Here is a 19,918-nt window from a genome sequence, read left to right as displayed (position 1 = left end):
TAGAGTCGGCACGCGGGGGTCTGGCGGGGGGTTGCCCGGGCCCGCCAGGGGATCTGTCCGAGCCTGACGCGCCGGACAGGGCACCGGGCGCGCGGGCCGCTTAGCGGTCGAATTCCCGGCGGCCTGCCGTCGTTTCCCGTATTCCCTTCAATCCGCCGAGCGATCGGCGTACCGGTCCTGGCGCCGGAATACGCCGGCGTTCCAGAGACCGGATGTCCCATGAATTCCACACCTGGCCCCATGAATTTCTCACACACCGGTGCGGCGCCTTCGGTGCTGCTGACCGGAACGTCCTCCGACGCCCACACCTGGAATCTGGTCTACCTCCAGCTCGTCCTGGAGGAGATCGGCCACACCGTGACGAACCTCGGCCCCTGCCCACCCGACGACCTGGTGGTGCGCGGCTGCCTCGAACTGCGGCCCGGACTCGTGGTGGTGAGCAGCGTCAACGGGCACGGCTTCCACGACGGTCTGCGGCTGATCCGCGCGCTGCGGGCCGTCCCCGAGCTGGCCGGTACGACCGTCGTCATCGGCGGGAAACTGGTCACCGACGGCCTGCGCAACGTCGGCATGGTGCGCCGGCTGACCGCGGCCGGCTACGACCGGGTCTTCGACGACGGGGAGCTGGCCGACTTCCGGGCGATGGCGGCCCGGTCGCCGTACCGAGCCGTGTCGTGACGACGGCGCCCACGTCCGGGCCGCCCGAGCCCCACCGCGCCCCCGACGGCTCCGGTGCTCTCCTCGACCGCGCCGCCGACGGCTCCGGTGCTCTCCTCGACCGCGCCCCCGCGAGCTTCGGCGCCTTCGTCGCCCGGGCGTACGCGCGGGGCGAGCTCGTCGTGCAGCCGAGGATGGGGTTCGGTGATCCCGGCCTGATGCGCGAGGGGCTCGAACGCACCCGGGCCGCCGAGGCCGTGACCGTCGGCACCCTGACCCTCGACAGCTACACCCGGGTCAACGACCTGCCCGCCGCCCGGCGGGCCGTCGCGGAGGGAGCGCCCCTCAACGGCTACCCCCTCTGCACCCACTCCCCCGCCGTGTCCCGGCACCTCCTGGACGGGGTGCACGGCCCCCGCTTCCCCGTGCAGGTACGGCACGGTTCACCGAAGCCCGAGCACATCGTGGCGGCCCTGCTCTCGGTGGGGCTCGACGCGACCGAGGGCGGGCCCGTCTCGTACTGCCTGCCCTACGGCCGTACGCGGCTCCACGAGGCGGTCTCCAGCTGGCGGACCGCCTGCGCGATGCTCGCGGCGGCGGGCGAGCCCACGGTCGGCGAGGGGGCGGCCGGCGAAAGGGCGGGGCGGCTGCCGCACCTGGAGAGCTTCGGCGGCTGCATGCTGGGGCAGTTGTGTCCGCCGTCGATGCTGGTGGCGATCAGCGTCCTGGAGGGCGTCTTCTTCGCCCGGCACGGACTGCGCAGCGTCTCCCTGAGTTACGCCCAGCAGACCAGCCCTGCCCAGGACCTGGAGGCGATGGCGGCGCTGCGGGCGCTCTCCGACGAGCTGCTCCCGGACGTCGACCGGCATCTGGTCGTCTACGCCTACATGGGCGTGTACCCCACGAGCCGTTCCGGGGCCCTGTCGCTCCTGGCGGCGGCCGCGCGACTCGCGGTGGAGTCGGGCGCGGCGCGGCTCATCGTGAAGACGGCGGCGGAGGCGCACCGTATCCCGACGATCGCCGACAACGTGGAGGCCCTGGAGACGGCGGCCCGCGCGGCCCGGACGGCGGCCCGCCGGCCGGGGCCGCCCGCGACCGCCACCAGGACCGGCACCGACACCGACACCGAGGTGTACGCGGAGGCTCACGCGCTCGTGCACACCGTGCTCGGGCTCCACGAGGACATCGGCGAGGCGCTGTTGCTCGCGTTCCGCCACGGGCTGCTCGACATCCCGTTCTGTCTGCACCCGGACAACGCCGGCCGGGCCCGGAGCTTCATCGACTCCGCCGGACGCCTGCGCTGGTCGGACACCGGGCGGCTGCCGCTGCCCGGCTCGGCCGTGGCGGCGGCCCGGAAGCTGACCTCCGCCGATCTGCTGACCGCGCTGACCCGTGTCCAGAGGACCTACGACCCAGGAGGCATCCGATGACCGTCCCGACCCCGCTGCCGCACCGCCCGGCGGGCGCGCTCTGGGAGGGCAGCAGCGCCCCGGCGCAGCTGCTCATCCTCACCGGCCGTTCGGTGCGCGCCCATCTCACCCATCGCCGGGCGATGGTGCTCAGCATGCTCCAGCCGGTGTTCATGCTGCTGCTGCTCAGTCAGGTCTTCGGCAGCATCGTCGACCGCGGGCATCTCCCGGCGGGCGTCGGCTACATCGACTATCTGCTGCCGGCGCTGCTGGTGACCACCGGGATCGGTCCCGCGGTGGCCTCGGGCATCGGCCTGGTGCGGGACATGGACAACGGGGCGGTGGCTCGGCTGCGCACGCTGCCGATCCACGCCCCGCTGCTGCTCATCGCCCGCAGCTTCGCCGATCTGCTGCGTACGGCGGTCCAGTTGGTGATCCTGCTCGTCGTGGCCGTGGTGCTGCTCGACGCCGACCCGGCGGGCGGGCCGCTGGGTCTGCTGGCGGCACTGCTGCTGACCTGCGCGGTGGTCTGGGCGATGACGTGGATCTTCCTGGCCCTCGCGGCCTGGCTGCGGAACGCGGAGGCCATGCAGAGCGCCGGCTATCTGGTGACGTTCCCGCTGATGTTCGCGTCCAGCGCGTTCGTGCCGGTGGACCGGCTGCCGGGCTGGCTCCAGCTGCTCGCGCGGCTCAACCCGCTCTCGTACGCCATGGACGCGGCGCGGGCCCTCGCCCTCGACCTGCCCCTGGGCACCCAGGTCTGGGCGGCGCTCGGCACGAGCCTGCTGGTGGCGGTCGTCGGGTCGAGCGCGGCCGTGTGGGCGTTCCGCCGCCCGGTCGCCTGAGCACCACCCGTTTCCCTCCCCCTGTTCGTCATCTCCTCCCACCCTCACGAAACGGAGACAGCACCATGACCGAAGTGAGCACGGCCTCCCCCGCCCGCCTGGACACGGCGCCCCCGCCCGGCGCCGACCCCGTCGCCTGGGTGGCGGCGCACCGGGCCGCGATACGGGAGCGGGTGGCCCTGCACGGCTCCGTCCTGGTCCGGGGCCTGGACCTGGACGGGCGCGAGCGGGCCGCCGCGACCGTCGCCGCCGTCCTCGGCGAGGAGGGCATGGCGGAACGCGAGGGCTTCGCCCCGCGCGACCCGTACGGCCCTCCTGGCGTGTACTCGTCCTCGCACTGGCCCGCGGACCAGCCCATGTGCATGCACCACGAGCTGAGTTACGCGGCCCGTGCCCCGCGCCTCCTCGCCTTCGCCTGTGTGACCCCGCCCGCTTCCGGCGGGGTGACCGCGCTCGCGGACGCCCGCGCCGTCCTGGCGGACCTGCCGGCCGATCTTGTGGAGCGCTTCGAGCGGGACGGCTGGCGGCTGACCCGGCACTACAACCCGTTCGTCGGCATCGGCTGGCAGGACGCGTTCGGCGGCGCCGGCCGCGACGAGGTCGAGCGGTACTGCGCCGAGCACGGCATCGAGACACGCTGGGACGCGGACGGAGGGCTGCGGACGACCCAGACGCGGCCCGCCGTCGTCGCCCACCCCGAGACGGGCGAGCGCTGCTGGTTCAACCAGATCGCGTTCCTCAACGAGTGGACGATGGCCCCCGAGGTACGGGAGTTCCTGACGGCCGAGTTCGGGCCGGAGGGGCTGCCGTTCAACACCTTCCACGGCGACGGCACCCCGCTGGACCGGGCGACGGTGGACCTCGTCAACGAGGTGTACGAGCGGCACACGGTCCGCGAGCCGTGGCGGCGGGGCGATCTGCTGGTGGTCGACAACGTGCGTACGGCGCACAGCCGTGAGCCGTACCGGGGCGAGCGGGAGATCGTCGTCGGCCTCGGCGAGCCGTTCCGCCCCTGAGGCGGGACCTCCCCCGACCGCGTACGACAGGAGGACGCGACAGCGGGAAGGGCCGCACCCGGTCTCCGGGTGCGGCCCTTCCCGCGTGAACGGTGCCTGCGGAGCCCGCGGTCAGTCGAAGCTCAGCGTGCGGTACACGGTGACGTTGCCCACCAGTTCCTGGCAGGCCTGGGCGGCCTCGGCGAGCTGTGCCGGGCAGTCCGGTGACGCCGTGTCGAGCAGGATGCCGAGCGTGGTGCCGCTGTGGCCCACGACGACACCGAGGCCGCCGACCTCACGGCAGATGTCCGTCATGCCGTCCAGGGACCACTTGTGGCGCAGGACCTGGTTCATCCGGGCGCTGGCGGTCGCGACCCGGCCTGCCTCGGCGAGGTCCCGGCGGGCGATCGCGCCGGTGATCCGGTCGAGGAGCCGGGCGTACTCGCGCTTGTCGGCGGCCGTGAACGGCTTGGGGATGCTGTTGAAGGCGACCGTGTCCACGGCGCCGCCCTCGTCGGCGCTGACCACCGCCATGGACGGCAGCGAGCCGAGGACGGCCCGCAGCCGCACGGTGCGGTGGTGGAAGGCGACGATCGAGTCGTACAGGACCCCGTCGGTGGGTTCGATCCTGGCGAGGTACGCCTCGATGCGGCGCGGCGGCATGACCTCGCCCAGGGCGTTGGCGACGGCCCGGGCGGTGGCCACGAGGTCGGCCGATGAACTGGCAAGTCCCTTGCCCTCGGGCAGGGTGCTGTGGATCTTCAGCAGGCCGCCGGCGGGCAGGCCCGCGTCCTCCATGATCATCGAGGTGAGGGCGAGGGCCTTCTTCTTGTGCGGCGGCCAGACCCGGAGGACGTCGGTGGCCGGATCGGGTTCGAAGCGGGCCATGGCCCAGCGGGCGACGGGCAGGGTGACGAGGAAGTCCCCGTTCTCCTCGGGGAGGACCCCCTGGAGCAGCTCGCCGAAGGTGCCGAAGGCCGTACTGACCCCGGTGGTGACCGCCCCGGGGCTGTCTTCCCTGACGACCGCCCCGGGACCGGGCTCGGTGAGGGCGGCCGCCCCGGGACCGGGCTCGGTGATGGCGGCCGCCCCGGGACCGGGCTCGGTGATGGCGGCCGCCCCGGGGCCGGGCACGGTGGTGGTCGCCGCCCCGGGGCCGGGCACGGTGGTGGTCGCCGCCCCGGGGCCGGGCTCGGTGGTGGTGGCCGTCGCGGGGCCGACGGCCGGGGTGAGTACGTCGATTGTCGTCGTCACGTGGCTCCCTCCTAGTCCTGTCGCCCGGGCGGCGTGCAGGCGCCGCGCACCACGTCGGCGGTCTCGGCCGGCCGGGTGCTGACGAAGTAGTGGCCGCCCTGGGCGAGTTCGCGCAGGGTGATCCGGTCGGACACCGTCTTCCAGTCGCCGTGGGTGGCCGCGTACCCGGCGGTGGTGGGGTCGTCGGCGGCGACGACGACGTCCACCGGCGCGTCGAGCCGGTACCGCTCCCCGTCCTCGCGGATGCGGACCAGGTGGTGGTCGGCGGAGACGACGTCGTGCCGGTAGGCGCGGCCGACGACCTCGGCGCGCTCCGGCTTGAGGGCGTCGAGCTCCACGTACGCGTTGCCGGCGCGCAGCCGGGAGAGCAGCGTCGCGGTGTCGGCCCCCGAGGTCTCGGCGATCTCGGCGCGCAGTTCGTCGGCCTCGGGGAGCAGCAGCGCCCCGAGGAAGACGCGCTCGACGTTGCGGCCCGCCTGCTCCAGGAGGCGGGCGGTCTCCAGGGCCGCGGCGGCGCCCGCGCAGTGGCCCCAGATCAGGACGGGAGTGGTCACGCGTTCGATGATCTCGTGCGTGATCCGCCGGGCGAGCTCGGGGATGTCCGGCATCTCCTCCCCGGAGCCGCTGAAGTCGTGGCCGGGGAGTTCGACGGCCTCGACCGCGAAGCCGTCCCGCTCCAACTCGGCCGCGAGCGAGCGGAAGTTGACCGCGTTGCCGCCGGCGTAGGGGAAGCAGACGAGGGTGTGGTGGGGGGCGCGGGCGGCCGACAGCGGCTGGAGCAGTCCGCCGGCCGCCGGGGCGGCGCCGCCGCGTCCGCGCTCGTCGAGCGCCGCCGCCAGGTCGGCGAGGACGGGCCTGCCGACGAGGTCCTTCAGGGACAGGGCCCGGTCGAGGCGGACGAGGAGCCGTACGGCGGCGAGGCTGGTGCCGCCGAGGTCGAAGAAGTTGTCGGAGCGTCCGATGCGTTCCAGGGGTACGCCGAGGACCTCGGCCCACAGCATGGCGAGCCGCTGCTCCGCCGGGGTGACGGGCGCGGTGTAGGGGGCGCCGCCGTGCCCGAGGGTCCCGGCGAGCCGGACCAGGGACTTCTTGTCGATCTTGCCGTTCTCGGTGAGCGGCAGCCGCTCCATCTGGTGGAAGTAGGTGGGCACCATGTAGTCGGGGAGCAGGGTGGCGAGGAAGTCCCGGACGCGGCCGGCCGGCAGGTCCTCCTGGCCCGCGAAGAAGGCGACGAGGTTGCGCAGGTCGCCCGCGCCGCCGTCGATGACGACCGCGGCCTCGTGGACGCCGGGCATGCTCAGGAGCTTGTTCTCGATCTCCCCGATCTCGATGCGGAAGCCCCGGATCTTGACCTGCTCGTCCCGCCGCCCCAGGTACTCGATGCGGCCTTCGGGGAGCCAGCGTCCGAAGTCGCCGGTGCGGTACATCCGGGTGTGGGGCCGGAAGGGGTCGGCGACGAAGGCCTGGCGGGTGCGTTCCTCGTCGTTGATGTAGCCGCGTCCGACGCAGACGCCGGAGAAGGCGATCTCGCCGGGCGAGCCGAGCGGGACGAGCGCCAGGTTCTCGTCGAGGACGTAGGTGTTGACGTTGCGCAGGGAGCGGCCGACGGTGACGAAATCCCGCTCGGGCAGCCGGTCGAGGACCTCGTGCATGGTGTCGTCGGAGACCTCGGTGGCCCCGTAGGCGTTGACGAGTTTGATGTCGGGGTGGACGGCGAACCAGCGCTGGACCAGTTCGTACTTGAGCGCCTCGCCGGTGACGGAGACCGTGCGCAGGGCGCCGAGCGGTCGGGGGTGGTGCTCCAGGTGGGTCAGGAGCACCTCCAGGTAGGAGGGGACGACCTGGACGACGGCGACGGCGCCGTCGCTGATCTCGTCGAGGAACGCGTCGACGTCGAGCTGGGTGTCGGTGTCGACGATCCGCACGGCCCCGCCGACGAGCAGGGGCGCGGCGAACTGCCACAGGGAGATGTCGAAGCACTGGGAGGCGGTCTGGGTGACGACCTCCCCGGCGGCGATCTCCAGGTCCTCGATCTTCATGTAGAGGTGGTTGACCATGCCGGCGTGCTCGCACAGCGCGCCCTTGGGGGCGCCGGTGGAGCCCGAGGTGAAGTAGATGTACGCCGCCTGCCCGGGGAGCACGGTGACCGCGACGGGGCCCGGGGGCGGCCCGGGACGGTTCAGGATGTCCGGTACGGAGAGGGCGAGGGGCGCGGCCGGTACGGCGTCGGAGGCCTCGCGTACGAGGGTCTCGCTGCCGGGCGCGAGGAGCGCGAAACGGCAGGCGCTGCGCTCGAACTGGGTCGCGACCCGCTCCGCGGGGAAGTCGGGGCGGACCGGCAGGTAGACGGCGCCGGCCTTGAACACGCCGAGTGCGGCGGCGATCCAGTCGAGGGTGCGGTCCATGACGACGGCGACGACGTCCTCGGCGACCGCGCCCGCCTCGACGAGGGCGTGCGCCACCCGGTCGGCGCGCTCGTCGAGCTCGCGGTAGGTCCAGCGCACTCCGGCGTGTTCGGCGGCGAGCGCGTCGGGGGTGGCGCGCACCCGGTCCTCGAAGAGGTCGGTGAAGGTGCGGTCGGGCAGTTCGGCGCGGGGCCCGGCAAGGCCGTACAGCTGCTTCTCGATCTCGCGCTCGGAGAGCAGGCTCTGCCGGTCGTGGCGGTCGCCGGGGGCGTCGGCCAGGTGCCGGAGCGCCGCGAGGTGGTAACCGGCGAGGCGATGGGCGTGGTACTCGTCGAGTGCGGCCCGGTCGTGGAGGATCCGCAGGGCGAGTCCGTACTCGTCGCGGCTCCAGACGACCCGGAGGACGGTGCCGTCGGCGAGCACCGGGACGGCGGTGACGTCTTCCGCCCCCGCCGTGCGGTCGGCCCTCTCCGCGCCGCCGGTGCGGTCCCCGCCGTTCGCGGCCTCCGTGGCATCCTCGTCCTCCGTACCGTCGGTGAGACCGGACAGCCCGGAGAGGTCGAGGACGACCTCGGGGCGCCCGTCGGCGGGCAGGGCAGGCTCCGGGCCCGTGACGCCCGCGTTCCGCGAGGCCTCCGGGGCGGCGGCCGCGTGGGCCACGAGCTCCGCCCAGGTGGAGTTCGCCACGTGCAGCCGCAGCGGCAGGACCTCGCCGGTGCCGCCCTGCGCGACGTACCCGACGACCAGGTCACGCTCGGCGGTCAGCGTCGCGAGGACCCGGGCGTGGGCGGCGGTCAGCAGGGCCGCCAGGTCCGTGCCGAGCACGGCGGCCCGGTGTTCGAGACCCCGGGTGAGGTCCTCCGCGAGCCGCGTGCCGTGGACGTCGGTGCCCTTCTCCCGGGCGGACGGCGCGGTCCACCGGGGAACTTTGGTGTACGCCTGATGGTTGTTCGCGTGCTCGGTCATCGGCCCCCGACTCCTTCTTCCGGCGCTGCCGGCTCCTCCAGCTCGATCCTGATGAGGCGCGCGGCCGCCGCCGCGCGCTGTGCGGCCTGCGCCGCGTCCGCTCCGGTGGCGACCACGCAGGCCAGCCGGTCCTGGAACGAGTGCGTGATGCCGACGGTCCGCCCCGGGGCGGTGGCGACGGTGGCCGCGACCACGCCGGGCGCGGTCCGGGCGTCGGCGAGTCCGTCGACCGCGGTGACGAGACCCTCGCGCGCGGCGGGCAGGAACCGGATGGCGGCGTGCCCGCCGATACCCGGGCCGTCGGCCTCCGGCCCGCCGACACCCGTACCGCCGCCGCCCGTCCCGCCGCTGGGCGTGCCTCCGGCCGCTGTCTGGGCTCCGGCTTCGTCCTTGCGGATGTCGGGCGTCGCCCCGGCGGCCCGTGCGACGACCGCGTCGACGAGGTCGGTGCCGAGGGCGGCCCGGACGGCGACGGGGATCATGCCGCCGGCCAGCCGCGGGTTGACCTCGATGATCACCGGTCCCGCCCCGGTGAGGCGCAGTTCGGTGTGGGCGGCGCCCCAGCCGAGGCCGAGGGCGGACAGGGCGCGCAGCGCGACGGCGCCCAGCGCCTCCGTGTCGGCGGCGGGGACCGGCGCGGGTACGTCGTGTCCCGTCTCGACGAAGTACGGCTCGGGTCCGGTGTGCTTGGCGACGACGGTCACCACGGTGTCGTCGAAGGTCTCCACGGAGAACTCGGGTCCCCGCACGGCCGCTTCGACGAGGAGGCGGGCGGTGACGGGATTGCCGCGCTCGTCGGCGCCCCGGTCCAGGAGCCGCTCCGCCCAGGCCCGGGTCTCGGCGGCGTCCCGGCAGAGCCGTACGCCGATCGATCCGGAGCCGCTGACGGGCTTGAGGACGACGGGGTGGCCGATCGCCTCGGCCGCCCGGACGGCTTCCTCCGTCGTGGCGGCGGCGGCGAAGGCAGGCACGGGCACACCGCCGGCGGCGAGGGCCTCGCGCTGTCGTTCCTTGTCGCGGCAGCGGGTGAGGGCGTCGCCGTCGGCGGCGGGCAGTCCGAGCTTCGCGGCGACACGGGCGGCGGCGGCCACGAAGTACTCGGAGCTGGACGCGATGCCCGCGAGTCCGGCGTCGCTGTCGGCGAGTTCGGCACAGCGGTCGAGGACGGCGACCGGGTCGGCGCTGTCGAGGACCTGGGTGTCGATGGCGTCCTCGACCACGTAGGGGTAGCGGTCGGGGTCGCGGGTCAGCAGCACGGGGCGGAGTCCGCGGGCGCGGGCCGCCGCGCAGAACTCCCGCCCCGTGCCGGTGGTGTTGCTCTCCAGGAAGGCGAACCACGGCCCGGTCGCGGGCTGTTCGTGGGGGCCTTCCCGCCGTCTGCGGGTCGCGCTCACGGCGCACTCTCCGTTCTCTCGGATACGGCATGTACGTCGGCGGCGCCGCCCGGAGCCCCGTCCGTGGCCATGAGGGCGCCGACGGCCTCGTCGAGGAGGCGCTCCGCCTTGGCCGCCCGGTCGCGGTGGGCGGCGAGGCGCCGGCCGTGTGCCGCCAGCCGGTCGGTGAGGACCTGGACGGTCTGGTCGCACTCGCCGGGGCCGCCGCCCCGGTCGTGGGAGTCGACGACCTCGCGCAGGGTGGGCAGTTCGGTGGCCGACGGGCCCGCGGCGGAGCCGCCCACGCCCTCCGCGGAGCCGCCCGTGCCCTCCGTGCCCTCCGTGCCCTCCGGCATGGTGATCGCGGTGAGTTCCGTGGCCCCGGCCTCGACCGCTTCCCGTACGGCCTCGCCCACGACGTGGTGGGCGGTGCGGAACGGCACCCCCTGGGCCACGAGCCGGTTGGCGATGACGGTGGCAGTGACGAAGCCCTCCCGGGCCCGCTGTTCCATGCGTGCCGGGACCGGCCGGGCCCCGCCGACGAGGGGCTGGGTGAGCAGGACGGAGTCCCGTACGGCGGCGAGCGCGGGCCAGCCCGCGCCGACGGCCTCGGTGCCGACCTCGATGGAGTTGGTGAACGGCGTCGACTTCATGGCGGCGGCCGAGGCCGTCCAGGCGCCGACCGCGAGCGCGGCCTTCGCCTTGACGTGCTCCAGGAGGAAGGCGTTGCGCTTCTGCGGCATGGCGGAGCTGCCGCCGACGAGCCGCTCGGGAAACTCCAGGAACGCGAACTCCTGTGTGCTCCACAGCTGGAGATCCGTCGCGAGCCGGCTGAGCGTGAGGGCCACCGACGCGGCCGCCGCCACCGCCCGCAGCATCGTGTCGCGGGCGGCGACGGCGTCGGTGGCGTGCAGCGGACCGTGCGGGAAGCCGAGGAGTTCGGCGGTCCGGGCCGGGTCGATGGGCAGGTCGGTGCCGGCCACCGCGCCGGCGCCGAGGGGGCACCGGTCGAGGTGGTCCATGACGTGCCCGAGGGCGTCGATGTCCCGGTCGAGCGCGGTGGCGATGCCGGCCAGGTAGTAGCCGTAGCTGACGGGCATCGCGGGCTGGAAGTGGGTGTAGACGGGCATGACGACGGAGCGGTGGGCGCGGGCCCGGGCGAGCAGCACAGCCTGGAGCCGCAGCACCTCACCGAGGAGGTCGGTGAGTTCGGCGCGGAGCCGGAGTGCGGTGAGGGTGGCCTTGATGTCGTTGCGGGAACGGGCGGTGTGCAGCTTCCCGCCGACCTCGGCACCGAGTTCGGCGACCAGGTGGCCCTCGTACATGAGGTAGAGGCCGCGCGGGGCTGGCAGCTCGTACAGGGCGGTGAAGCCGTCGGCCCGCAGGGCGGTGATCCGGCGCAGCAGGGCGGCCGCCGCCTCGCGCGGCAGCAGGCCGCGCTCGGTGAGCATCACCACGTGCGCCAGGTCGACGGTGGTGGTGGCGCCCAGTTCCTGGCGGATGTCCTCGGGTCCGGACTCGCCGTAGACGACCCGCCGGGTGCGGGGGCCGAGGGTGCCGGTCAGGCGTCCGGTGCCGCTCACGAGAGGGCCCGCTCGGGCAGCGGCCTGCCGGTGCGCGGGACGGCGCCGGCCACGTCGTCGTAGGCGCGGCGGTTCCAGGCGAACCGGGCCCAGCGCTCGCCGGCCTCGGCGGGCGAGGTGACGGTGACGGGCTCCGTGGGCGGGCCTTCGAGGCGCAGGCCGTTGTCGGCGAGCCAGGCGTCGTCGTACACGGTGGCCTGGTAGCGGTAGCCCTCGTCCGGCAGCATCACGACGCACAGCCGGTCGGGGTGCCGGTCGGCCCACCACTGGGCGACGAGGTGGGACGCGCCGCTGGTCGGTCCCTGGAAGAGGGCGTGGCGGGCGTGCAGCGAGCGGGTCTGGGCGTACGCCTCGGCAGCCGAGCACCAGTGGATCTCGTCGAAGACCCCGTGGTCGAGGTTGGCGGGCCAGAGGCTGTTGCCGAGACCGCGCAGGCCGCGGGGGCCGTCGGGCTGGCCGAAGAGGACGCTGCGGTGGCTGTCGACGCCGATGGCGCGGGTGCCGGGGGTGTGCTCGCGCAGTCCGCGGACGGTGCCGCACATGGAGCCGCCGGAGCCGACGGGCCCGACGAGGCAGTCGACGTCCCCGAGGGTGCGGTGGAGCATCTCGGCGACGACCCCGTAGGAGCGGGGGTTGTCTGGGTTGCTGTACTGCTCCGGGCAGAAGGTGTCGGGGAGTTCGGCGCGGATCTCGGCGAGGCGGCGCAGCCGCGCCTCCTGGAAGCCGCCGACGGCCGCGGGCTCGTGGCAGATCTCGACGCGGGCGCCGAGGTCGGTGAGCCGGCGGTACAGGTGGGGGTCGATGGCCGGGTCGCTGACCAGGATCAGCTCGCGTTCCATGAGGGCGCACTGCATCGCGAGGGCGAGGCCGAAGGTGCCCGAGGTGGTCTCGACGACGACGGTGTCGTCGCCGAGTTCACCGCGCCGGTCGGCGCTCTGGAGGATGTAGTGGGCCGGGAGCAGCTTCATCAGGGTGAAGACGGCTCCGTAGAGGTTGGGGCCGAGCCGGACGAGGCGCGGGATCATCTGCGCCTCGGTGATCGAGTGGTACGTCGCGGTGGTCACCGTCGTCATGGGAGCTCCCAGGGGATTCGGCGCGGGCCGGCGTGCCAGGTCCGGAATCCGGGGGCGGGCCGACGGGGCCGGAGGGTCGGGTGGAGATCTGGTAGAGGATCCAGAGGTTCATGAGGCGTCGGCCTCCCGGACCGTGGTGGCGTCAGGAGGGGACCGGGACGCCGGGCTCGGGGACCGTCGTGTGGGCCGTCCTGCGTGCCGTCGTGTGTGCCGTCGTGTGGTCGGCCAGGGCGAGGTAGACGTCGTCCAGGGTCGGCTCGGTGAGGGAGATCTCCGTGATGCCGACGCCCGCCTCGTCGAGGGCGCGGACGACCTCGGCGAGGGCGGCGGAGGCGCGTACGGGCACGACGACCGTGCCGTCGGGTTCGCCGGGACGGGAGTCGAGCCCGGCCCGGCCCAGCGCCTGGACGGCCGCGTCCGTGCGGGCGGGGTCGGCGAGCTGGGCGCGGACGCTGCTGCCGCCGAGCCGCGCCTTGAGTTCGGTCACGGTGCCGTCGGCGATGGTCCGGCCCTGCCCGAGCACGATGACCCGGTCGGCGAGCTGTTCGGCCTCCTCCAGGTACTGCGTGGTGAGGAGGACAGTGGTGCCCTCGGCGACCCGGGCGCGGACCAGGTCCCAGAGGGCGCCGCGGCTGACCGGGTCGAGTCCGGTGGTGGGTTCGTCGAGGAAGAGGACCTGGGGGTTGCCGACGAAGCTGCTGGCGAGGTCGAGGCGGCGGCGCATGCCCCCGGAGTACGTGCCGGCGGGCCGGCCGGCGGCGGCGGTGAGGCTGAACGCGTCGAGGAGTTCATCGGCGCGGCGGCGGGCCCCGGCCCGGTCGGCGCCGAGCAGCCGGGCGACGAGGACGAGGTTGTCCCTGCCGTTGAGGCCTTCGTCGACGGCGGCGAACTGGCCGGTGAGGCCGATGCGTCGGCGTACCTCGCGGGCCTCGCGGACCACGTCGTGCCCGGCGACGCGGGCGGTGCCCGAGGTGGGGGGCAGGGCGGTCGCGAGAATGCTCACCAGGGTGCTCTTTCCCGCACCGTTGTGCCCGAGAAGACAGAGCACCTCCCCTTCTCCTATGCCGAAGCTGACTCCACCGAGTGCCTGCGTGCTGCCAAAGGACCGGCTGATTTCCATCGCTTCGATCATCACGCTGTTCACCGGATGTGATTCCTCCCAGAGAGCGGTTGGATACGGAATGGAGATGCCTCCGAATTCCTACATTCCCCGGTCTTCGCGCGGCAAGGTGCGTTACAGCAAGCTGCCATTCAGCCGGCGGCGCAGGCCGGGCGTTCCGCCGTCACGGGCGGCAGCAGGCCGAGCTCGACGGCGCGGGCGCCCGCCTGGAAGCGCGAGTTCGCACCGAGCTCCCGGGTGATCTCGGCGACGTTCCTGCGGTAGGTGCGCACGGACATGCCGAGTTCCCGGGCGGCGACCTCGTCGGTACGTCCGGAGCTGAGGGCGAGCAGGATGCGGCGGGCGACGTCGCTGCGGGTGCGGTCGCTCAGGCGGCGGTGGTCGGCGAGTGGGGCGCTGCCGTTCCAGGAGGCCGTGAAGAGGGTGCGCAGATTGCGCAGGACGGCCGGGGAGCGCATCAGGACGGCCTCGCGGCCGGACGCGGTGGTGCGCGACCACACCACGCTGACCAGGCCGTCCGAGAGGACGGTGTCCTGGAGGGGCGCGCCGACCAGCCGTACTTCGACGCCGGGCGCGTACTTGTCGAGACGCTCCAGGAGGAGACGGTTGTCGAGGACGCCGATCCGGGCGAGCAGTTTGACATCGACGCCGCGGGCGGCGGCCCGGCCGACGGCGGCGACGAGGCGTACGGTCTCCTCGTCGTGGTGGCCGGAGAGGGCGACGGCGAGGGAGCGGACGGTGGAGCCGACGACGCGCTCGGCGGTCTCGGTGCCCTCGTCGGGTCCGAGTGCGGTCAGCAGCCGGCCTTCGCTGCGGTGCCGGTCGACGGCGGTCTCGACGAGTCTGCGGGCCTCCAGGAGCATCCGTTCTATATCGCCGTCCGACATTCCGCGGTCGACTTTTCCACGGCGCCCGGCGGGCGTGGGAATGACAGCTTTCGGATCATCGACAGAAATACTCGGCACAGCTCCCCCTGGTGTTTGAGTTCATCCGCAACGACGACCACGGTAGGAGGGGGTTTCCGAGCGGGTCAAACAGTTGCAGGACGAAGCAAATGCGGGAAGCCGCAGAGGAGGAGGAGCCGGCGCGGGACGGGGGGCGGATCACGCGCCGGCACCGGTCTCAGGAGAGCTGGCCGTCGTAGTTGGGCAGCTTGACGTCGCGCTCGGAGTGACCGCCCTCGAAGTCCGTGGCGTTGTTCCCGATGTTCGCGATGATCGCGTAGCCCTGGGCCTCGATGTCGGCCCGCTTGGCCGCCTTGTACGCGCCGGTGCTGCCGAACAGGTCGGAGAACGAGCGCTGGTAGAGGCCCGTCACCGGGTAGCCGACGTGGGTGAGGTTCGACTTGGTGACGAGCTCGATGAACCCGGGCCGGGCGGTGACGAAGAAGACGGCGACGCCGCGGTCGTGGGCGTAGCGCGCGAGGTCGAGGACGGGCGCGACGGGCGTCGTCGGCGGGAAGGGCCGGAAGTGCGTCTCCAGGGACGTGTTGTCGATGTCGAGGACGATCGCCTGCTTCTGGCCGCCCTGGGCTATGCGGTTCTCGATGTGGGGGCGGGCCTCGCCGACGATGGCGCGGACGTCGGCGTCCCAGGTGGCGTAGTCGACGCCGGCGGCGGCGGTCGTGCTGACCGTACGCTGCTCCGCCCCCGCCGGAACCTGGGCGACCGCCGTACCGGTCGCGCCGAGCACCGTCAGCGCCATCGCCGCGAGAACGGTGCCCAGACGCGTCTTCCGTGTTGCCGCAGTCATGCTTCCTCCGTGTATCGGGCCGCGGCCGGGCGGCCGTGGTCACGGCAGGACGCTAGGACGACGGCGGAGGGTACGGCGACGCCCGTGACCACAAGTGGTGACGGCCCGTCGCCCCCGGGGCCGAGATGGCACGGGCCGGTGTCCGAATGTGTCCCGGATGCCCGTCCCCTGACAGCTAATTGCCAGGCAAAGGACCGCCGCCGACAGTGCGGCGCCCAGCTCGCGCAGCCCATCCGCCGGGCGGCGTCGCCCAGTCGGCCGCGGGCGTGACGCTCGGGCCGTGCGCCGGGAGGTCCTGGGGGTGCCGGCGCACCTTGACCGCCGCCTCTACGCCCGCCCCGACATCGAGCGTCCCGCTAGTCGAGTTCGGAGTCACCGGCCTGGATGGCCGGGTTGCAGTCCGGGGGCAGCGCATCCACGACCAGGGCGATCGCTTCGGCGACGGTGGTGACAACGGTGTGCGTGCCGAGGGGCGCCTGTTGGCTACCGACCCGCCAGCTGCCGTCGTCGTCGTCGGGGCCTACCTCGAAGAGGTCGTGGGAGAAGGGCGGCACGGGAGAGCGGTGGAATGCGAGCCTTCCGTGGGAGAGGAACGGGACGAGCCGGCGAAGCTCCGGAGTGTTGTACGCCTCCTCCACGAGAGGGCCATTCCCTTGGCCGGCGGCCGCAGCCCTCGCCATGTCCCACGCGTACTCGACGGCGCGCCCCTCCTCGTGTGCCACTGCGCGCGGGGAGGCGGTGAGCCATGGCCGCCGGCCGGCGATCACGGTGAGCGGCTCGCCACGCTGCCAGTCGTCGATCGCCTGCGCCGCGTCCGTCAGCGTCTCGGCGTCCCCGGAGAGGGCCGCCCCCAGCCAGGGCATCGTCAGGTCGACCCGGATCTCGTGCCGGTTGCGGTCCAGGGCGACATGGACGTTGCCGCGGCCTCTTTCGACGACGAGGGTGACTGGCCCGCGAGACGCCGATGCCCCTTCCGCGAAGCGCAAGCGCGCCAGGGTGATTCCGGCCGCTTCTGCGAAGCGCCGCAGCCCAGCGCTCGGGTCGCCGGCGTCGGGGCTGAGCTCCGGGTAGATCGCGACATCCAGCTTGGGCCCGTCGTGCGAGGACTGTGCGCTCACAGATGATCTTCCTCTCGTCCGACTGATCATGCTATTCGGCGAGGAGGTGGGCGAGGGTCGGGTAGCCGCGCCCGCTCCCGGCGCGAGGACACCGCTGACCTCGCACAAGCCAGGCGCGCTGACCGTGGCGCAGGCCGGGGTCGAGGGCTACACAGCCACCCTGGCGTGGGGCGCCGGGATTGTCGTGGTCGGCGCGGTGCTTTCGGCGCTCCTGATTCCGAACCGGGCTCTGGCGTCGTCGGAGGGTGAGCCCGTGATCACCCACTGAGCCCGGATGCACCGAGGCGTCGCGGGGACACCGGCTGATTCACCCGATGCCGACGGTGTGCCGATGACAGCGGGCGCGTAAACCGATCGGTTTTCTTTTGGTCGGAATCGGGTTAACCTCACCATATGAGCACCGAAGTGAAGCCAAGCCCCCGAGATCGGCTGCTGGAGGCGGCGGCCACGCTCACCTATCGAGACGGTGTCGGCATCGGCATCGAGGCGCTGTGCAAGGCGGCGGGAGTGTCGAAGCGCTCCATGTATCAGCTGTTCGAGAGCAAGGACGAACTGCTGGCGGCGAGCCTGGAGGAGCGCGCTTCCGCCTTCGTGGCAACCCTCCTACCCGCGGCGGACGACGACCGTTCGCCGCGCGAGCGGATCCTGCACGTCTTCGAGCAGGTGGAAGCACAGGCGGGCGCACCCGAGTTCCGGGGCTGCCGATACCTGGCCGTGCAGATCGAACTCAAGGACCAGAGTCATCCGGCGAGCCAAGTGGCCCACCGGGTCAAGGGAGGGCTGACGTCCTTCTTCCGTACCGAGGCCGAGCAGGGCGGCGCCGGCGACCCCGACCTGCTGGCCCGGCAGCTCAGCCTCGTCTTCGACGGCGCCAGTGCCCGCGCGGGGATCGGAGCCGACCACCTCACGGGGCTCATCGCCCCCACGGTGGCAACCCTTCTCGACGCGGCAGGCGTGCACTGACGCGCCGCCTCCCCGAGCGGCCTGCGACGGCCGGCCCCCGACCTTGCATTGTGAAACCGATCGGTTTACCGTTGAGGAAACCGAACGGTTTTTCTATTGCGTCCGGGAGTGCATGATGAGCACACATCGGCCGGTGGCCCTCGTGACGGGTGCGTCGTCCGGCATCGGGAAGGCCGCCGCGCTCGCGCTGGTCGAAGCGGGGTTCGAGGTGGTCGGCACAAGCCGCGACACCTCCCGCGTCACCCCGCTCGACGGCGTCACCTTCCTCGACCTCGACGTGGCGGGCGACGCGTCGGCCGCAGCCGTGGTCCAGCAGGTGGTCGACCGGTTCGGCCGGATCGATGCCCTGGTCAACAACGCCGGTACGGGTTTGATGGGCGCGGCCGAGGAGAACTCCGTCTCACAGGCCCAGGCGGTCTTCGACGTCAACGTCTTCGGCGTGATGCGCATGGTGAAGGCGGTCCTGCCGCACATGCGCGCCCGGGGGCGTGGACGCATCATCAACGTGTCCTCCGTGGTCGGCTTCCTCCCCTCGCCGCACATGGCCGTCTACGCCGCGTCCAAGCACGCCGTCGAGGGGTACACCGAGTCCCTGGACCACGAGGTCCGCGAGCAGGGCGTCCGGGCGCTTCTCGTCCAACCCGCCTACACCAGCACCGGATTCGAGTCCAACAGCCCCCGACCCGACACGCCCCTGCCGGTCTACGACGAGCGGCGGCACGCCTTCGACCGCTTGATGGCGGACGCGATCAAGGCCGGCGACGACCCCGCTGTCGTGGCCAAGGCGATCGTCGCGGCGGCGACCGACCCGAAGCCGAAGCTGCGCTACACCGCCGGCCCCGTGGCCGGTCGCGCGCGCATGCTGCGCCACATGGCTCCCGCCGGGGTCTTCGACCAGCAGATCCGCAAGCTCAACCGCCTGACCGGCTGACGCCTGCCCCCGTCCGACGCCGAGCCGAACGGACCCGACCCGGCTTGCGTCATGAAACCGATCGGTTTACAGTCGATGAAACCGATCGGTTTCCTACTCTTTGCAGATAGTCGTGACAGCAATCGAAGGCGCCACCGTCCTCGTCACCGGAGGCGGCCGGGGCATAGGCAAGATGCTGGTCGAGGAGCTCTACCGGCGCGGAGCGGGCAAGGTCTATGCCACGGCCCGTGACCCGCGCACGGTGACGCACCCGGGTGCCGTTCCCCTGGCTCTCGAGGTCACCGACCCCGCATCCGTGAGGGCCGCCGCCGAGCGGGCCCAGGACGTCACCGTCCTGATCAACAACGCCGGCGCCTCGGTCGGCGCCTCGTACCTCGACTCCCCGATGGACGACGTGCGCAGGGATCTGGAGACCAACTTCTACGGGCCGCTGCTGATCACCCGGGCCTTCGCTCCGATCATCGAGCGCAATGGCGGTGGCCACATCCTCAACGTCCACTCCGCCCTGTCCTGGCTGGCCGACGGCACGCCCTACAGCGCTTCCAAGGCCGCCCTGTGGTCGCAGACCAACTCTCTGCGCCTGGAGTTGCGGCCGCGCGGCATCGCGGTGACCGGACTCCACGTGGCTTACGTGGACACCGACATGACGTCGGGCCTCGACGCGCCCAAGGCCGACCCCCGCGACGTCGCCGTGGCCGCGCTCGACGGCATCGAGGCGGGGGCCCACGAGGTGCTGGCCGACGACACCACCCGCTGGGTCAAGTCGCAGCTGTCCGCCGACCTGGAAGCCCTGTACGCGCAGTTGAAGAACTGAGCGCGCACCCATACGTAAAAGGAACCCCTGAGGAAAGTTCGCTCACCCACCGCTTCATCGACGTGAACGGAGTCAGACTGCACATCGCCGAGCAGGGGCAGGGGCCCCTGGTCCTGCTGCTGCACGGCTGGCCGGAGAGCGGGCGCACCCGTCGCCTGGCCCGCGGCGATGCTGCGCCCGGACAAGGATCACGTTGTCCGGCCCGGCCTCCTCGATCACGCGGGCCAGAAGGCTCGCGGTGGCGGGAACCAGGTCGGAGGCGTGGCGGCGCGGGGCCAGGGGTAGATCGGCACAGTGACCCGCGCCGGGGCGCGGCGGGCGAGCTGGGCGACGAATCGTCAGTGGGCGGGGAGGATCTCGAAGAGGTAGCAGCCGCCGTGCAGGTACACCACCCGTCGGCTCGCCCCTTCGGTGGCCGGGACGATGTCGTACAGGGGCCAGTCGCCCTGGAGGTCGACCGTGAGGGCGGTCCTGCCCTCCAGCGATTTCGGCGGCGCGTACGGAGCGGGGCGCAGCGCACGCTGAGCGACGCGGGCGCGAGTGTGGTCCGCGGACGTGAGCACCTTCTTGCCTCCGCGCAGCCGCAGGAGCTTGCCGACCGCTCTGGTCTGCCAGCTGGGCACGGCCGAAGTCATGCGGATCCCTTTCTTCCTTCGGTGC

General features: G+C 72.9%; 18 protein-coding genes. 8 read left to right on the top strand and 10 right to left on the bottom strand.

Annotated elements, in window-relative coordinates:
• Positions 1–240 precede the first annotated feature (240 nt).
• From ACIRB7_RS22170 to ACIRB7_RS22155, 4 genes are all read left to right on the top strand, one after another.
• Positions 241–678, top strand: a complete 438-nt coding sequence (locus ACIRB7_RS22170; protein ID WP_403601269.1) for a cobalamin B12-binding domain-containing protein — start codon at positions 241–243, stop codon at positions 676–678.
• Positions 675–2,087 (top strand): methylaspartate mutase, encoded by a 1,413-nt coding sequence (locus ACIRB7_RS22165; protein ID WP_403601266.1) that lies wholly within the window; start codon positions 675–677, stop codon positions 2,085–2,087. Before ACIRB7_RS22170 ends, ACIRB7_RS22165 begins: the two co-directional genes overlap by 4 nt.
• Positions 2,084–2,911 carry an ABC transporter permease gene (locus ACIRB7_RS22160; protein WP_403601263.1) on the top strand — a complete coding sequence of 276 codons (828 nt, stop codon included), beginning with the start codon at positions 2,084–2,086 and terminating at the stop codon, positions 2,909–2,911. The genes ACIRB7_RS22165 and ACIRB7_RS22160 overlap by 4 nt, the downstream gene beginning before the upstream one ends.
• Before the next feature lie 65 nt (positions 2,912–2,976).
• A complete protein-coding gene (locus tag ACIRB7_RS22155; RefSeq protein WP_403601260.1) occupies positions 2,977–3,927 on the top strand; it encodes a TauD/TfdA family dioxygenase in 951 nt (316 codons plus the stop codon).
• 111 nt (positions 3,928–4,038) lie between these two features.
• Here the strand turns inward: ACIRB7_RS22155 and ACIRB7_RS22150 are convergent, their stop codons facing one another.
• The 9 genes from ACIRB7_RS22150 to ACIRB7_RS22110 form a co-directional block, all read right to left on the bottom strand.
• Positions 4,039–5,160, bottom strand: a complete 1,122-nt coding sequence (locus ACIRB7_RS22150) for a kinase (RefSeq protein WP_403601257.1) — start codon at positions 5,158–5,160, stop codon at positions 4,039–4,041.
• An 11-nt stretch (positions 5,161–5,171) separates the two neighbouring features.
• On the bottom strand, positions 5,172–8,531 hold the full coding sequence (locus ACIRB7_RS22145) for an amino acid adenylation domain-containing protein (RefSeq protein ID WP_403601254.1): 3,360 nt from the start codon (positions 8,529–8,531) through the stop codon (positions 5,172–5,174).
• On the bottom strand, positions 8,528–9,925 hold the full coding sequence (locus ACIRB7_RS22140; protein WP_403601251.1) for an ATP-grasp domain-containing protein: 1,398 nt from the start codon (positions 9,923–9,925) through the stop codon (positions 8,528–8,530). The genes ACIRB7_RS22145 and ACIRB7_RS22140 overlap by 4 nt, the downstream gene beginning before the upstream one ends.
• The gene (gene argH, locus ACIRB7_RS22135; RefSeq protein ID WP_403601248.1) at positions 9,922–11,487 is read right to left on the bottom strand and encodes an argininosuccinate lyase; all 1,566 of its coding nucleotides are present in this window, start codon (positions 11,485–11,487) and stop codon (positions 9,922–9,924) included. The genes ACIRB7_RS22140 and argH overlap by 4 nt, the downstream gene beginning before the upstream one ends.
• Entirely contained in the window at positions 11,484–12,560 is a 1,077-nt protein-coding gene (locus ACIRB7_RS22130; RefSeq protein ID WP_403601246.1) for a cysteine synthase family protein, read from the bottom strand. The genes argH and ACIRB7_RS22130 overlap by 4 nt, the downstream gene beginning before the upstream one ends.
• Positions 12,561–12,702: 142 nt before the next feature.
• The gene (locus ACIRB7_RS22125; RefSeq protein ID WP_403601826.1) at positions 12,703–13,692 is read right to left on the bottom strand and encodes an ATP-binding cassette domain-containing protein; all 990 of its coding nucleotides are present in this window, start codon (positions 13,690–13,692) and stop codon (positions 12,703–12,705) included.
• 119 nt (positions 13,693–13,811) lie between these two features.
• A complete protein-coding gene (locus ACIRB7_RS22120) occupies positions 13,812–14,567 on the bottom strand; it encodes a hypothetical protein (RefSeq protein WP_403601244.1) in 756 nt (251 codons plus the stop codon).
• Between the two features lie 235 nt (positions 14,568–14,802).
• A complete protein-coding gene (locus ACIRB7_RS22115; protein WP_403601242.1) occupies positions 14,803–15,432 on the bottom strand; it encodes an HAD family acid phosphatase in 630 nt (209 codons plus the stop codon).
• Positions 15,433–15,788: 356 nt separating this feature from the next.
• On the bottom strand, positions 15,789–16,550 hold the full coding sequence (locus ACIRB7_RS22110) for a DUF6193 family natural product biosynthesis protein (protein WP_403601239.1): 762 nt from the start codon (positions 16,548–16,550) through the stop codon (positions 15,789–15,791).
• Between the two features lie 28 nt (positions 16,551–16,578).
• Here ACIRB7_RS22110 and ACIRB7_RS22105 point away from each other — a divergent pair, with 28 nt between their 5' ends.
• The 4 genes from ACIRB7_RS22105 to ACIRB7_RS22090 all read left to right on the top strand — a co-directional run bounded on the left by ACIRB7_RS22105 (position 16,579) and on the right by ACIRB7_RS22090 (position 19,258).
• The gene (locus ACIRB7_RS22105) at positions 16,579–16,818 is read left to right on the top strand and encodes a hypothetical protein (RefSeq protein WP_403601237.1); all 240 of its coding nucleotides are present in this window, start codon (positions 16,579–16,581) and stop codon (positions 16,816–16,818) included.
• 125 nt (positions 16,819–16,943) lie between these two features.
• A complete protein-coding gene (locus ACIRB7_RS22100; RefSeq protein ID WP_403601234.1) occupies positions 16,944–17,513 on the top strand; it encodes a TetR/AcrR family transcriptional regulator in 570 nt (189 codons plus the stop codon).
• A 115-nt stretch (positions 17,514–17,628) separates the two neighbouring features.
• Complete coding sequence (locus ACIRB7_RS22095; protein ID WP_403601231.1) at positions 17,629–18,444, top strand: oxidoreductase; 816 nt, start codon at positions 17,629–17,631, stop codon at positions 18,442–18,444.
• Between the two features lie 112 nt (positions 18,445–18,556).
• On the top strand, positions 18,557–19,258 hold the full coding sequence (locus tag ACIRB7_RS22090) for an SDR family oxidoreductase (protein WP_403601229.1): 702 nt from the start codon (positions 18,557–18,559) through the stop codon (positions 19,256–19,258).
• A 338-nt stretch (positions 19,259–19,596) separates the two neighbouring features.
• Here ACIRB7_RS22090 and ACIRB7_RS22085 read toward each other — a convergent pair whose 3' ends face one another.
• Entirely contained in the window at positions 19,597–19,893 is a 297-nt protein-coding gene (locus ACIRB7_RS22085; RefSeq protein ID WP_403601226.1) for a hypothetical protein, read from the bottom strand.
• Positions 19,894–19,918: the final 25 nt, after the last annotated feature.

This window comes from Streptomyces sp. NPDC093795 (assembly GCF_044764665.1).
GTDB lineage: Bacteria > Actinomycetota > Actinomycetes > Streptomycetales > Streptomycetaceae > Streptomyces.
This window is presented reverse-complemented; position numbering and strand designations above follow the sequence as displayed.

Excerpts from the sequence above, each read along its gene's own strand:
- ACIRB7_RS22170 (WP_403601269.1), top strand. The coding sequence starts at position 241 with ATGAATTTCTCACACACCGGTGCGGCGCCTTCGGTGCTGCTGACCGGA.
- ACIRB7_RS22160 (WP_403601263.1), top strand. The coding sequence starts at position 2,084 with ATGACCGTCCCGACCCCGCTGCCGCACCGCCCGGCGGGCGCGCTCTGG.
- ACIRB7_RS22155 (WP_403601260.1), top strand. The coding sequence starts at position 2,977 with ATGACCGAAGTGAGCACGGCCTCCCCCGCCCGCCTGGACACGGCGCCC.
- ACIRB7_RS22145 (WP_403601254.1), bottom strand. The coding sequence starts at position 8,531 with ATGACCGAGCACGCGAACAACCATCAGGCGTACACCAAAGTTCCCCGG.
- ACIRB7_RS22130 (WP_403601246.1), bottom strand. The coding sequence starts at position 12,560 with ATGACGACGGTGACCACCGCGACGTACCACTCGATCACCGAGGCGCAG.
- ACIRB7_RS22125 (WP_403601826.1), bottom strand. The coding sequence starts at position 13,692 with ATGATCGAAGCGATGGAAATCAGCCGGTCCTTTGGCAGCACGCAGGCA.
- ACIRB7_RS22120 (WP_403601244.1), bottom strand. The coding sequence starts at position 14,567 with ATGTCGGACGGCGATATAGAACGGATGCTCCTGGAGGCCCGCAGACTC.
- ACIRB7_RS22115 (WP_403601242.1), bottom strand. The coding sequence starts at position 15,432 with ATGACTGCGGCAACACGGAAGACGCGTCTGGGCACCGTTCTCGCGGCG.
- ACIRB7_RS22105 (WP_403601237.1), top strand. The coding sequence starts at position 16,579 with ATGCTATTCGGCGAGGAGGTGGGCGAGGGTCGGGTAGCCGCGCCCGCT.
- ACIRB7_RS22100 (WP_403601234.1), top strand. The coding sequence starts at position 16,944 with ATGAGCACCGAAGTGAAGCCAAGCCCCCGAGATCGGCTGCTGGAGGCG.
- ACIRB7_RS22095 (WP_403601231.1), top strand. The coding sequence starts at position 17,629 with ATGAGCACACATCGGCCGGTGGCCCTCGTGACGGGTGCGTCGTCCGGC.
- ACIRB7_RS22085 (WP_403601226.1), bottom strand. The coding sequence starts at position 19,893 with ATGACTTCGGCCGTGCCCAGCTGGCAGACCAGAGCGGTCGGCAAGCTC.